General features: G+C 75.5%; 10 protein-coding genes. 5 read left to right on the top strand and 5 right to left on the bottom strand.

All coding sequences use genetic code 11. The features are described 5' to 3' along the window. Nucleotides 1–102: 102 nt before the first annotated feature. The 3 genes from ACIQD7_RS07640 to ACIQD7_RS07630 all read right to left on the bottom strand — a co-directional run bounded on the left by ACIQD7_RS07640 (nt 103) and on the right by ACIQD7_RS07630 (nt 3,767). Entirely contained in the window at nt 103–1,533 is a 1,431-nt protein-coding gene (locus tag ACIQD7_RS07640; RefSeq protein ID WP_402440424.1) for a choice-of-anchor A family protein, read from the bottom strand. Between the two features lie 54 nt (nt 1,534–1,587). Continuing rightward, a complete protein-coding gene (locus ACIQD7_RS07635) occupies nt 1,588–2,526 on the bottom strand; it encodes a peptidoglycan-binding protein (RefSeq protein WP_402440422.1) in 939 nt (312 codons plus the stop codon). Between the two features lie 266 nt (nt 2,527–2,792). Continuing rightward, nucleotides 2,793–3,767, bottom strand: coding sequence for a helix-turn-helix transcriptional regulator (locus ACIQD7_RS07630; protein ID WP_402440420.1), 975 nt, complete (start codon nt 3,765–3,767; stop codon nt 2,793–2,795). 132 nt (nt 3,768–3,899) lie between these two features. On the opposite strand from ACIQD7_RS07630, the gene ACIQD7_RS07625 reads away from it, so the two are divergent. From ACIQD7_RS07625 to ACIQD7_RS07615, 3 genes are all read left to right on the top strand, one after another. Then, the gene (locus ACIQD7_RS07625; RefSeq protein WP_402441373.1) at nt 3,900–4,295 is read left to right on the top strand and encodes a RidA family protein; all 396 of its coding nucleotides are present in this window, start codon (nt 3,900–3,902) and stop codon (nt 4,293–4,295) included. Between the two features lie 146 nt (nt 4,296–4,441). Continuing rightward, complete coding sequence (ligA, locus tag ACIQD7_RS07620) at nt 4,442–6,508, top strand: NAD-dependent DNA ligase LigA (protein WP_402440418.1); 2,067 nt, start codon at nt 4,442–4,444, stop codon at nt 6,506–6,508. A 150-nt stretch (nt 6,509–6,658) separates the two neighbouring features. After that, a complete protein-coding gene (locus ACIQD7_RS07615) occupies nt 6,659–7,117 on the top strand; it encodes an SRPBCC family protein (RefSeq protein ID WP_402440416.1) in 459 nt (152 codons plus the stop codon). Here ACIQD7_RS07615 and ACIQD7_RS07610 read toward each other — a convergent pair. After that, nucleotides 7,080–7,916 carry a YqjF family protein gene (locus tag ACIQD7_RS07610; RefSeq protein ID WP_402440414.1) on the bottom strand — a complete coding sequence of 279 codons (837 nt, stop codon included), beginning with the start codon at nt 7,914–7,916 and terminating at the stop codon, nt 7,080–7,082. The genes ACIQD7_RS07615 and ACIQD7_RS07610 overlap by 38 nt on opposite strands. A 244-nt stretch (nt 7,917–8,160) precedes the next feature. Beyond that, on the bottom strand, nt 8,161–9,147 hold the full coding sequence (locus ACIQD7_RS07605; RefSeq protein WP_402440412.1) for an MBL fold metallo-hydrolase: 987 nt from the start codon (nt 9,145–9,147) through the stop codon (nt 8,161–8,163). 245 nt (nt 9,148–9,392) lie between these two features. On the opposite strand from ACIQD7_RS07605, the gene tsaD reads away from it, so the two are divergent. Together tsaD and alaS are read left to right on the top strand one after the other, a co-directional pair. Then, nucleotides 9,393–10,454, top strand: a complete 1,062-nt coding sequence (tsaD, locus tag ACIQD7_RS07600) for a tRNA (adenosine(37)-N6)-threonylcarbamoyltransferase complex transferase subunit TsaD (RefSeq protein WP_402440410.1) — start codon at nt 9,393–9,395, stop codon at nt 10,452–10,454. A gap of 53 nt (nt 10,455–10,507) precedes the next feature. Beyond that, nucleotides 10,508–13,153, top strand: a complete 2,646-nt coding sequence (gene alaS, locus ACIQD7_RS07595; RefSeq protein WP_402440408.1) for an alanine--tRNA ligase — start codon at nt 10,508–10,510, stop codon at nt 13,151–13,153. Nucleotides 13,154–13,289: the final 136 nt, after the last annotated feature.

The following is a 13,289-nucleotide window of genomic DNA, read 5'->3' as shown; positions in this document are numbered from 1 at the left end:
GCCGGAACGGGACGGAGCGCCGCTCCGGGGCGAGGGTACGCGGCCGGGGCGCCGCTCCCGGCACCGGCCCCGCTCGGTGCCGGTGCCGGGAGCGGCTTCGCCTCAGTGCCGGCCGAGGGCCCGGCGACGCCGGGTGAGCAGCAGGATCCCGGCGCCCGCGGCGGCGAGGACTCCGGCGGCCACCGCGTACGGGGTGAACTGCGCTCCCGTGGTCGCGAGCGAGCCGTCACCGGTGCCGGTGGCGGACGGCGAGGGCGCCGTCGTGCCGGGCGCGGCAGGCGCGGAGGCGTCCTCGGTGGGCGGCGCGGAGGGCCCGGAGGTCCCCGGAGCCGTCGTCCCCGGCGCGGCCGGAGTGGTGCCCTCGCCGGTGGGCGGCGCGGTGGAGGGCGCCGGGGCGGAGGGCTCGGTCCCGGGCCGCGTGGACGTGGGCGTGGGCGTGGTGCCCGGGCCGCCCGGCGTCGGCTTGCAGGAGAAGGTCGAGGAACCGTTCCACGGGTAGTTGTGGGTCTCGTTGCCCGAGCCGTGGGTCCGCAGGTCCCCGCCGACGTAGACGCGGCCGTTCGTGCTGGCCGTCAGGTCGGCGGACGCCACGGGCGCGAGGATCGAGCCCATGAAGTTCCCGCCGCCGCCGAGGGTGAGCGACGGGGACGCCTCGAAGTTGTAGAGGATCCGGGACGCGGCCTCGCCGAAGCGCGCCGAGCCGTACGCGTCCACGCGGTCGCCGTTGAAGCCGACGGACAGCGGGGAGATGCCGACCGCCCGGTCGCCCGTCACGTTCACCACGACCGGGGCCCCGTCGGGGATCGACCGGAAGTCGAAGGACGAGGCGCCGTCGAGCTTCCCGGCGGCGATCTCGAACACCTGCGGGCTGCCGGAGCCGCCGCCCTTGAAGGAGACGGTGTCGCCCGAACGCTCGCTCGTGCCGGTGGGCTTCAGCGCGCCCAGGGACGCCGACTCGCCCCGTATGGTCTCGCCGAAGGCGTCGTACGGGGCGAGGGCGGCCCGCGCGCCCAGGTCCGAGGCGCGGCTGCCGCCGTTCGTCTCCAGGTCGCCCTTGTCGTCGATCTTCCCGCCGACGCGGACCGCGCCGCCGTAGCGGGGGCCGGCCGTGAGGCCGTGGCCGACGTCGACCCGGGTGCCCCGGGCGATCGTCAGGTTCCCGCCCACGGAGAGCATGACCGCCCCGGAGTCCGGCAGGATGCCGGAACCGGCGCCGACGCGGCCCACGTTGAAGGTGCCGCCGGAGGCCTTGGCGAAGGTGGCGTTCCCGCCGATGACGAGCAGGCCCTCGGCCTCGGCGGTGCCGCCGTCGGCGGTGTAGTCGCCGCCGGCGTAGAGGGCCACGTTGGCGTCGAGGAAGCGCGGCTCGTGGCCGATCCCGGGCTCCTGGCCGGGAGCCGGGCACGTCCGGGCGGTCCCCGGCGCGGGTTCCCGGGGCGCGGCCAGGGCGTCGCCCGCGCCGGTGAGGCCGAGGACGAGCGCGACGGCCACGGCGCCGCTCAGCCGCGTGCCTGCTCTTCCGGTGTAGCTCATGTGCGTGAACCTTTCTGGTTTCCTGTGAGGGGGGTGGGTGGTCCGGGGGTGGGGTCAGTCGGTCTCGGCCCGCAGGACGGCGCGGGTCAGGGGGCCGTAGACGCCGTCCTCCTGGGGGATGTTCCGCGCCACCTGGTAGCGGCGCAGGGCCACTTCCACGGACTCGCCGAAGACGCCGTCGGCCGGGCCGATGTAGAGCTGGAGCCGCTGGAGCCGCCGCTGGAGGTCGACGACGTCGGGGCCGGTGCTTCCCCGCCGCACCCCGTCCCGCCCGCTCCCGTCCCGGTCGTTCCACCCGTCCCGGTCCCGGTCGTCCCGGTCCCGTCCGTCCTCGTCCCGTCCGTCCTCGTCCCGGTCGGGGTGCGAGGGGCGGTGGCGGCGGTCCGACGGCGACAGCGTGGGCGCCGGAGCGCTCGCGGCGGCCGAAGAGGGCGTGGCGCCGGGGGAGGCGGCGCCCGTGGGGGAGGCGGTGGTGGGGTCGGGGGACGGCGTCCCGGACGCGGAGGGACCGGCCGGGGGAGAGACGGAGCGCGACGTCGGCGCGGCGCCCGCCCCGGCGGACGGCGGCGCGCCGGACGCGGTGTCCGGGGCGGGAGGCGGGACGTGCGTCGCGAGGACGGGGAGCGAGACGGACGGGTTCGACGCCGGTACGGCGTCGGGTTCGGCGGAGAGCCACACCGCAAGGGCGGCACCGAGCCCCGCGGAGAGCGCGCCCGCGAGCATCAGGGGGAGCGGCATGGACCGCCACGCCGGAGCTGCCGGGCGGGCACGCCGGGACCGCCGTGACGCGGGGGCGGGCGCGGTGTCCCCGGCGGGGACCTTCGGCAGCCGCACGGTCGCGTCGAAGAGCTCGATGTCCTGCCCCCGCGCCCCCGTCTCGCCCCGGTCCGGCTCCGCGACCTTCCCGAAGACGCGGTCGCCCCGGTGTTCCGCGCCCGCCGATCCACCGGTGGCGGAAGTGACCGCTGTGATCGGGGCAGCCCTGTTGCGCATCAAGTGCTCCAGATGAGGTGAAGCCGAGGGAGGTGTGGCGAAGTCGTGGAGATCTTGACCGCTGTTCAAAGCAAGCGTCAACTGTGCTCGAACTGGTGCAAATTGGGCCTTCTGAGACCTTGTTTCTTAAAGGACTTTTAACGCGTGACGCAGGTCACAGGGGGAGGGGCGTCGGGACGGCCCCTCCCGCCGGTGACGCGACCGATCCGGCGATCGGTCCGGCGCCCGGTCCGGCGCCCGATCCGGCCACCGGTCCGGCGGTCGTCTCAGGACGAGGGGCCGTACCGGGCGGCCAGCGCGACGGCACGGTCGTGCAGGGAGGCGCGCAGCGTCCGCGGGCTCAGGGCCTCCGCGTCCGTGCCGAGCCGCCACAGCGCCCACTCGGCGTGCCGGAGGTCCTGGAAGGTCACTTCCAGCCGCAGCCGTCCGTCCGCGTCGGGCTCTTCCGCGCGGACGGCGAGCACGGTGTCCAGCAACTCCTCCCGTCGCGCCGGGTCCACCCGCACCGACACGGCGACGTGGTCGCCGCCGGCGAGGAACCGCGCGGAGCGCTCCCGCCAGATCCGGTCCAGGTCGACCCGGCCCGGCCGCCGCGCCGCCTCGGGGAGTTCCTCGGCGGTCAGCACCCGCGACAGCCGGTAGGTGCGGTCCTCGCCCGAGCGCGTGGCCAGCAGATAGGCCCGGTCGCGCACGGTGACCAGGCCGATCGGGTCCACCGTGCGCCACCGCGGTTCCTGGCCAGCGGCCGCGTAGTGGATGCGCAGCCGGTGTCCGGCGAGCACGGCGCGCCGGACCACGGTCATCGTGGTGTCGGGCACCCCCTCGGTGACCGGCCGGCGGGAGAGCAGATCGGTCTCCGGGTCGACGAGGAAGCGCTGGGCCGCGTCGTCCGCGGTGGCCCGGTGGCTCTCGGGCAGCGCGTCGACCACCTTCCGCAGGGCCGAGGCGAGCGCCGGGCCGAGGCCGAACACCTGCTCGCCGCGCCCCGATCCGGCGGCGAGGAGGGCGAGCGCCTCGTCGTGGTTCAGGCCGGTGAGCTCGGTCCGGAAGCCGGGCAGCAGCGCGAAGCCGCCGTGCCGGCCGCGCTCGGCGTAGACCGGGACGCCGGCCGCGGACAGCGCCTCGATGTCGCGCAGCACGGTGCGGGTGGACACCTCCAGCTCGCGGGCCAGCGCCCCCGCGGTCAGCCGGCCGTGCCGGCGCAGCAGGAGCACCAGCGAGACCAGCCGATCCGCGCGCATGGCGGGAACCGTACCGAATACGTGACGGGGGGTGTCACGTTTCGCTGGAAGGCTCCTGATCACGACGCCGAAGCCCGGCGGCCGCCCGGCCGCCGGGTGCGCGTACCCCTACCGAAACGAGCTGATGTGACGATGGAACGAACGGCGGTCAACCCGGTGACGTGGTCCAAGGAACTGGGGTTCAACCAGGGCGAGCTGGTGTCCGGACACACCCGGACCCTCTACGTCTCGGGGCAGACCGCGACGAGCCGCGAGGGCAGGCCCGAGCACGACGGCGACATGGCGGCGCAGTTGGCGCTCGGCATCGACAACCTGGAGGCCGTGCTCGCCGAGGCCGGGATGTCCCTCGCGAACCTCGTCCGCCTCAACGTCTACACGACCGACGTCGACCTGCTCTTCCCGCACTACGGCGTGCTGGCGGCGCGGCTGGGCGCCGCCGGGGTGGCACCGGCCACCACGATGCTCGGGGTGACGCGACTGGCGATCCCCGGCCAGATGGTCGAGCTGGAGGGGACCGCCGTGGCGTGAGGCGACCGCGCCGCCCGCGCTCCCCGTTCCGGAAGGGGGAACGGGGAGCGCGGGCGGCGCGCGGAACGGCCTCGGCGGCGGCGCGAAGTCCTCGGGCCGGGAACGCCGTTCCGGGCGTTGTCAGACCCATGGGCAAGGATGTTCCCATGACGAACGTTTCCGCCGCTGAGGCGTCTTTCCGCATGTCCGGCCGCGCCGAGTACGAGGCCGCCGTCCAGCGCCTGCGCGAGGCTTCCCACACCTATTACGGCGCGGGCTACAGCCTCATGGACGACGCCGCGTACGACCGGCTGCGCCTGGCGGTGCTGGACTGGGAGGCGGAGCACCCCGACGAGACCGCCCCCGACTCGCCCACGGACCTGGTCGCCGACGGCGCCGCCCCCGCCGGAGACGTCGCCCACACCTCGCGCCTCCTCAGCCTCGACAACGTCTTCGCCCCCGAACAGCTCGTGGCCTGGGGCGCCTCGCTCCAGCGCCGCCTGGGACACGAACCGGAGGGCGGGTTCACCGTCGAGCCGAAGATGGACGGCGCCGCCGTCGCCGCCCGCTACCGCGACGGCCGCCTCGTGCAGATCGTCACGCGCGGCGACGGCACCCACGGCGAGGACGTCAGCCACGTCATCGGCACCGTCGTCGGCCTCCCCGAGCGGTTGCCCGTGCCCGCCACCTTCGAGGCCCGGGGCGAAGTCCTCTTCACCCAGGAGCAGTTCGAGGCCGCCAACGAGACGCGCACGGCGCACGGCGCCACCGTCTTCGCCAATCCGCGCAACGGAACGGCCGGCACCCTGCGGGCGAAGGACCGCCCGTACCGGCTCGCCATGACCTTCTGGGCGTACGGCGCCGTCGAACTGGACGGCGTGCCCTTCCTGCCCGCCGGGACCGGCCACGCCGAGACCCTCGCCGCCGTCGCCCGGACCGGCGTGCGGACCACGGCCGACACCCCGGCCGGGCTGCACACCGTCGCCACGCTCGCCGAGGCGCAGGAGAGGGTCGACGCGATCGCCGCCCTGCGCGCGAGCCTGCCGTTCGGCATCGACGGCGTCGTCGTCAAGGCCGACAGCGCCACCGAGCAGGCCACGGCCGGCTTCGGCACCCGCTTCCCCTACTGGGCCGTCGCCTACAAGCTGCCCGCCGTCGAACGGCAGACCGTGCTCCAGGACGTGTTCTGGGAGGTCGGCCGCACGGGCGTGCTCGCCCCCACCGCCGTGCTCGCCCCGGTGGAGCTCGACGGCTCCACCGTCACCCGCGCCACCCTCCACAACCCGGCCGACATCCTCCGGCGCGACCTCCACCTCGGCGACACCGTGACCGTCTACAAGGCCGGCGACATCATCCCGCGCGTCCAGGCCGCCGTCGTCGAACTCCGCCCGGAGGGCGCCGTCCCCGTCCCGCTGCCCCAAGCGTGCCCCCACTGCGGCGGCGGGATCGACAAGAGCCAGGAGCGCTGGCGCTGCGCGAAGGGCACCGCCTGCGCGCTCGCCCCGCTCATCGAGTACGCCGCCGGCCGCGACATCCTCGACATCGACGGCCTCGGCAGGAAGTACGTCGACGCGCTGATCGCCTCCGGTGACGTCGCCGACGTCGCCGACCTGTTCACCCTCACCGAGGAGCAGCTCACCACCGCCTCCGGCAGCGCCAAGCGCGGCGCCAAACTGGCCGAGCAGATCCGCACCGCCAAGTCCCGCCCCCTCAGCCGCGTCTTCTGCGCCCTCGGCATCCCCGGCACCGGCCGCAGCATGTCCCGGCGCATCGCCGCCCACTTCGGCACCATGGACGCCATCCGCGCGGCCGACGCCGACACCCTCCAGGACGTCGAGGGCATCGGCCCGGAGAAGGCCCCGGTCGTCGTCGGGCAGGTCGCCGCGCTCGCCCCCGTGATCGACAAGCTGATCGCGGCCGGCGTCACCATGACCGAGCCGCGCCCTGAGCGGGACGAGGACGCCGTCGAGGGGCCGCTGAGCGGGAAGACCGTCGTCGTGACGGGGAAGATGACCGGCCCCCTCGACGGCTGGGGGCGTTCCGAGATGGGCGCGCTCATCGAGAGGGCCGGCGGCCGCATGGGCGGCTCCGTCAACTCCCGGACCGCCTTCCTGGTCGCCGCCCCGACCGCCGGAGGCAAGCCGAGCTCCAAGGCGGTCAAGGCGCGGGAGGCGGGCGTCGAGGTCCTCACCCCGGAGGACTTCGCCACCCTGGTCGCCGACCACCTGGACTGAGTACGACCTCCGGGCCCCGGGGCACGACCGGCCGGGCCGCCGCTCGCCGTGCGGGCGGCCCGGAGGTCGCATAGGGTCGCGGTGCCGTCGCGACCGGACCGGAGGCACGACGCGGGGGAGGGGCACGGCCGGGCCGACCGGAGGAGACCCGTGTCAGGACAGTTCGAAGCGACGACCGAGATCGACCGGCCGGTCGAGGACGTGTTCGCGTACCTCGCCGACGGACGCAACGACCCCCAGTTCAGCCCCAGGGTCCTGCGGATCGACCGCATCCCCGACGGCCCCACCGCCGTGGGCACGGTCTTCCGCAGCACCGTGAAGGACGCCGGAATGAAGTCCGCGCGGGAGTTCCGCATCACCGCCCTCGACGCGCCGACGCGGATCCGGTGGGCCGAGGTCTCGAAGAACAGCGTGACGGCCCGCGAGGGCGGCTACGACCTGGAGCCGCTCCCCGGCGGGGGAACGCGGGTCCGCATCTTCAACGTCCTGGAGGGCCACGGGCTCGGCAAGCTCCTCGTCGGCCTCGCGCTCGCCGCCGTCCGCAAGGACGCCGACGCCTTCGCCGCCCGGATCAGGGCAGCGGCCGAGGCGGCGATCCCTCCCCGCTGACCGGCCGGTCCCCGTCCCGCCGGGGCCGCGGCACGACCGGCCCGGCCGGGAGCCGGGGCGGAGCGCCGAACCGTACGGGCACGCCCGGCGAGTAGAGCACGCTGACGGGCTCCCCGAGGGACCCGCGCAGACCGGCGGCCGCGAGCAGCGTCTCGTCGCAGTGCAGCAGCCGGGCCCGGTGCAGCGGCCACCGGGGATGGGTGTTGGGCAGGTAGAGCGGACGCCCCCGGAACGCGCTGTGCATCCCCCAGCGGGCCGTCAGGAAGTGTTCGAGCGGGGTGGGTTCCCCGACCCGCTCCCCGACCTCCACGGCGAGCGAGCTGCGCGCCCCCCGGGGCCCGGGCCACCGCCGGCTGCTCTCGTACGCGACGGTCGTCCCGTCGTACCGGACGGACATCCGCGACCACACGTACGGGATGCGGAAGGCCCACCGCCCCACGGCCACCGGGATCAGCCGGGACGCGTCGAGGGACCGGAAGACGACGCCCCGGCGCCCGTGGGCGTCCACCGAGTACAGCCGCACGTTGGTCTCCGGGAAGCTCCCGAGGTAGGGGAGCCCCGGCAGCCGGAACCACCCGACGCGATGCATCCGGAAGGCGACGAGCCCCACGTACGTCACTCCGTCGAGGGTGTCGGGCACGGTCCCGGCCGGCAGCAGCGGCGCCACCTCGGCGGGCTCCACCGGCCAGTGCAGGAACGCCAGGTCGAGCCAGGACTGGGTGAGCAGGGTGCGGCCCGCACGGGACGGGGGATCGGCGGAGACGGGCTCGGGCTCGGGGGCGGTCTGCGTCGGCGGCATCGCAGAAGTATCCGGCAGGACGGGCGGCCGGGGAAGCGGCGACCCCCGGGGCGCACGGCGCCCGCACGCCCGGGCCCCTCACCACACGGCACCCGCGCGCCCGGGCCCCTCGCCGTGCTCGACCGTCCGCGGGAGCCGGAGGCCTCTGCCGTGCCGCTCGGCGACGGCGAGGCGGTGCCCGCGACGGCGAGGCGCTGCCGCGCCGGGCGACCGCCCGAACCCGGCCCTCGCCGCGCGGCGCCCGTCAGCGCGGCTCCGGGACCGGCCACGCGCGCGGGTACGGCACCCGCAGCGACCCGGCCGGTACGGGGGTGTGGTCGGCGGACGCGTACAGGCGCCCGTCCCGCAGGACGACGGCGCCGCTGCCCCGCATGGAGGTGACCAGCTCGGTGGCCAGCGCCTCCGGCGCGAGGTCCAGGAGCCGGGCCGCGTCGGTCAGCCAGGCCCGGGCCCGCAGATAGGGCTCGACCTCGCCGGCCGGGATGCCGTCGCGGATCATCAGGGCGAACGCGAAGATCCGCCGGGCGCCGTACCACACGGCCCCGGCGGGATCGTCGACCAGGCGCCGCGCCCGGCGCAGGGCGGCGGCGAAGGCGGCGGCCGGGTCGGCGGGGACCGGGCCGTGGGACGGCAGGACCACGCGGGCACCGAGACCGGCCATCCGTTCGAGGGAGGTGAGCGCGGTGGCGGCCGCCCCGGGGCCGTCGAGGGCGGGGTTCACCCAGCCGACGTCGTAGTCCGACAGCGCGTCCCCGACCACGAGCAGCCCCTCGTCCGGCTGCCACAGGGCCAGATGGCCCGGCGTGTGCCCGGGCGTGCGGACGACCTCCCAGTCGGCGTCCCCGAGCCGGAGCACCTGCCCGTCGTCGAGCGACACGTCGACGGTGTACGGGGCCACCGGCTGGTCCAGGTACTCCGCCGCGCAGCAGCCGGGGTCCCGGCGCGCGAGCGCCTCGGCCTCCGGCGCCCCGGCGGCGATGCCCGCGCCCCGCGCCTGGAGGAGCGCGTTGCCGCCGACGTGGTCGGAGTGCCAGTGGGTGTTGACCACCAGGTCGACGCGGCCCGCACGGGCGCGGACCCAGTCGGCGGTCTCCTCGGCGTGCCCCGTGAAACCGGAGTCGACCAGGGCCAGCCGCCGCCCGTGGAGCAGCAGCGTGTTGGCGTCGGGGAAGGGCCGCTGCCACCAGGTGACCCAGGAGGGCAGCGGGGGCGGGGCCTGTCGCGCGCTCACCGTCCGGCCCCTTCCTGCCGTATCCGGTCTTCCACGTGCTCTCCTCCGATGGCAGCCGACGGACGTCACGGACGACGGGCGGGCGGCGGCACGGGCCCACCGGCCCCGGGCACCTGCCCGTGACGATCATCATGTCATCGCACGCCGCCGGGATCCGGGCCTTCGACGGCCCCGGTCCGTTCGTCCCCGCACCCCTTGTTGCACATATATTGCAAGTGCAGAGATAGTGCAGAAGGAGTGGAACGGTGAGCGGACCAGTAGTCCTCGGGATCGAGTCCTCGTGCGACGAGACCGGGGCGGGAATCGTGCGGGACGGGAAGCTGCTCGCGCACGTCGTCGCGACCAGCATGGACGAGCACGCGCGGTTCGGCGGGGTCGTGCCCGAGATCGCCGCCCGGGCGCACCTGCACTCCTTCAACCCCGTCGTCCGGGAGGCCCTCGACCGGGCCGGGCTGCGGCTGGGCCAGATCGACGCGGTCGCCGTCACCACCGGCCCCGGCCTCTCCGGCGCCCTCCAGGTCGGACTCGCCGGGGCGAAGACACTGGCCTACGCCGCCGGAGTGCCGCTCTACGGAGTGCACCACCTCGCCGGACACGTCGCCGCCGACACCCTGGAGCACGGCCCGCTGCCCACCCCCTGCGTCGTCCTCGTCGTCTCCGGCGGCCACACCTCCCTCCTCCTCGTCCGGGACCTGGTCCGCGAGCCGATCCTGCACCTGGGCGACACCCTCGACGACGCGGCCGGGGAGTGCTTCGACAAGGTCGCCCGCATCCTCGGCCTGCCCTACCCCGGCGGGCCCGCCGTCGACCGGGCCGCCCGGGACGGCGACCCGCGCGCGGTGGCCTTCCCCCGGCCGCTGACCCGGGGCGGGGACGACCCGTACGCCTTCTCCTTCTCCGGCCTCAAGACCGCCGCCGCCCGCTGGGTCGAGAAGCACCGCCTCCAGGGCCTCGACGTGCCCGTCGCCGACGGCGCCGCCGCCCTCCAGGAGGCCGTCGCCGACGTCCTCAGCCGCAAGGCCCTCGCCGCCTGCGAGGCGTACGGCGTCAAGACGCTGATCGTGGTCGGCGGCGTCGCCGCGAACTCCCGCGTCCGCGCCCTCACCGAGCGGCGGTGCGCCGCCGCCGGGATCGAGCTGCGCGTCCCGCCCATGACCCTGTGCACCGACAACGGCGCCATGATCGCCGCCGTCGGCGACCTCCTCGTACGCTCGGGAGCGGAGCCCGCGCCGCTGGACGTGTCCATCGACCCGTCCGCGCCCCTGGAGTACGCCTCCCTGACCCCGCTCCCCGCCCGGGCCGCCTGACCGCCCCCCCGCCGGAACCCGATCGTCCCCCTCCACCGGAAGCAGTGAGAACCTTGCGTACCGCCGACATCCGCCAGCGCTTCCTCGATTACTTCGCCGCCCGGGGGCACACCGTCGTACCCAGCGCGCCGCTGCCCACCCCCGACCCCACCCTGCTGTTCGTCAACGCCGGCATGGTCCCCTTCAAGCCGTACTTCACCGGCGAGGCGGCCCCCCTGTGGCAGCGGGCCGCGAGCGTACAGAAGTGCGTGCGGACCCTGGACATCGAGGAGGTCGGCAAGACCACCCGGCACGGCTCCTTCTTCCAGATGAACGGCAACTTCTCCTTCGGGGACTACTTCAAGGAGGAGGCCATCGCCTTCGCCTGGGACCTCTCCACCAAGCCGTGGACCGAGGGCGGCTACGGGCTCGACCCGGAGAGGATCTGGGTGACCGTCCACCACTCCGACACCGACGCCCGGGGCATCTGGCGCGAGGTCGCGGGCCTGCCCGACGAGCGGATCGTGGCGCGCGGCGACGAGGACAACTTCTGGTCCATGGGCGTCCCCGGCCCCTGCGGCCCCTGCTCCGAGCTGTACTACGACCGGGGCCCGGCCCTCGGCCGCGAGGGTGGACCCGCCGTCGACGAGGACCGGTACATGGAGTTCTGGAACCTCGTCTTCATGCAGTACGAGCGCGGCGAGGGCCCCGGCAAGAGCGGCTACCCGATCCTCGGCGAACTGCCCCGCCGCAACATCGACACCGGCATGGGCCTGGAGCGGATGGCCACCCTCCTCCAGGGCGTCGACAACCTCTACGAGATCGACGAGACCCGCCCCGTCCTCGACCGGGCCGCCGCCCTCGCCGGCGTCCGCTACGGCGACGACGAGCGGGCGGACGTACGGCTCCGCGTGGTCGCCGACCACGTCCGCACCGCCCTCATGCTCCTCGCCGACGGCACCGCCCCCGGCAACGAGGGCCGCGGCTACGTCCTGCGCCGCATCCTGCGCCGCTCGGTCCGCTCCATGCGCCAGCTCGGCTTCCAGGACCCCGCCCTGCCCGAACTGCTGCCCGTCGCCCGCGACTGCATGGCCCCCGGTTACCCCGAGGTCGTCGCGTCCTACGCCCGGATCTCCGACCAGGCGTACGGCGAGGAGGACGCCTTCCGCGCCACCCTCAAGCAGGGCACTACCGTCCTGGACACCGCCGTCGCCGGGGTGAAGGCGGACGGCGGCCGCTCGCTGCCCGGCGCGCAGGCCTTCCTCCTCCACGACACCTACGGCTTCCCCATCGACCTCACCCTGGAGATGGCCGCCGAACAGGGCGTCGAGGTCGACCGCGAGGGCTTCACCGCCCTCATGAACGAGCAGCGCGAGCGGGCCCGCGCCGACGCCCGCGCCCGCAAGTCCGGCGGCACGGCCGACACCGCCGCCCTCCGCACCGTCCTGGACGCGCACGGCCCCACCGACTGGCGCGCGTGGGACACCCTCACCACCGAGTCCCGCGTCCTCGCCCTCCTCGGCACCGGGGGACCCGTCCCGGTGGCCCGCACCGGCGACCTCGTCACCGTCGTCCTCGACCGCACCCCCTTCTACGCCGAGTCCGGCGGCCAGGACAGCGACGCGGGCCTGCTCTCCGGCGCCTCGGCGGAGGCCGAGGTCGTGGACGTCCAGAGGCCCCTGCCCGGCCTCGTCGTCCACCGGGTCAGGATCACGGCCGGAGAACTGGCCGTGGACGACACCGTGCACGCCGCCGTCGACCCCGAATGGCGCCTCGGCGCCCGCCAGGCCCACTCCGGCACCCACGTCCTGCACGCGGCCCTGCGCGAGGTCCTCGGCCCCACCGCCCTCCAGTCCGGCTCCTACAACCGGCCCGGCCACCTCCGCCTCGACTTCCCCTGGCGCGGCGCCCTCTCCCCGGCCGTCCGGAGCGAGGTCGAGGAGGCCGCCAACCGGGCGCTGCGGCGGGACCTCCCGGTCGGCGTCCGCTGGATGACGCTGCCGGAGGCCAAGGAGCAGGGCGCCCTCGCCCTCTTCGACGAGACGTACGGGGAGAAGGTCCGGGTCGTGGAGATCGGCGGGGCCTGGTCGCGCGAGCTGTGCGGCGGCACCCACGTCGACCACGCCTCCCAGATCGGCACGGTCGCCCTCACCGCCGAGTCCTCCGTCGGCGCCGGAATGCGCCGCCTGGAGGCGGCCGTCGGCATCGAGGGCTTCGGCTACCTCGCCCGCGAGCGGGACCTCGTGGGCCGGATCGCCGAGCAGCTGAACGCGCCCCGCGCCGAACTCCCCGAGAAGATCGCCGGCCTCCTCGACCGGCTCAAGGCCGCCGACCGCGAGAACGCCCGCCTCAAGGCCCGGGCCACGGCCGCCCACGCCGCCGAACTCGCCGGGCAGGCCGTCGAGGCGGGGGACGCGCTCGTCGTCACCACGACCGTCGACGGCCCCGCCGACGAGGCCCGCGCCCTCGCCCTCGCGGTCCGCGACCGCCTCCCGCACGAGCGCCCCGGCGTGGTGGCCGTCGCCACCTCCTCGGGCGGACTCGTCCTGACCGTCAACGCCCCGGCCCGCGAGACCGGCCGGGACGCCTCCGCGACCGTCAAGCGGCTCCTCGGCGGCCGGGGCGGCGGCTCCCCGGAGATCGCCCAGGGCGGCGGCGTCCCCGCCGGGGACCTGGCCGCGATCCTGGCGGACCTGCCCCGGGTCGTGGCCGGCGGCTGAACGAGCGGCCCCGGCTTCCGCGCCCGGCCCCGGGCGCGGAAGCGGGACCGAGCCGGGGCCGGGCGGCCTTCTCCACGGGCGAGCCTTGACGCGCGTGACCATTTACGCGTGTGACACCGGGCGTAGCAGGCCCGTA

This window comes from Streptomyces sp. NPDC093071 (genome assembly GCF_044754545.1).
Taxonomy (GTDB): Bacteria; Actinomycetota; Actinomycetes; order Streptomycetales; family Streptomycetaceae; genus Streptomyces.
This window is presented reverse-complemented; position numbering and strand designations above follow the sequence as displayed.

Excerpts from the sequence above, each read along its gene's own strand:
- ACIQD7_RS07625 (WP_402441373.1), top strand. The coding sequence starts at position 3,900 with ATGGAACGAACGGCGGTCAACCCGGTGACGTGGTCCAAGGAACTGGGG.
- ACIQD7_RS07635 (WP_402440422.1), bottom strand. The coding sequence starts at position 2,526 with ATGCGCAACAGGGCTGCCCCGATCACAGCGGTCACTTCCGCCACCGGT.
- ACIQD7_RS07630 (WP_402440420.1), bottom strand. The coding sequence starts at position 3,767 with ATGCGCGCGGATCGGCTGGTCTCGCTGGTGCTCCTGCTGCGCCGGCAC.
- ACIQD7_RS07610 (WP_402440414.1), bottom strand. The coding sequence starts at position 7,916 with ATGCCGCCGACGCAGACCGCCCCCGAGCCCGAGCCCGTCTCCGCCGAT.
- ligA (WP_402440418.1), top strand. The coding sequence starts at position 4,442 with ATGACGAACGTTTCCGCCGCTGAGGCGTCTTTCCGCATGTCCGGCCGC.
- ACIQD7_RS07640 (WP_402440424.1), bottom strand. The coding sequence starts at position 1,533 with ATGAGCTACACCGGAAGAGCAGGCACGCGGCTGAGCGGCGCCGTGGCC.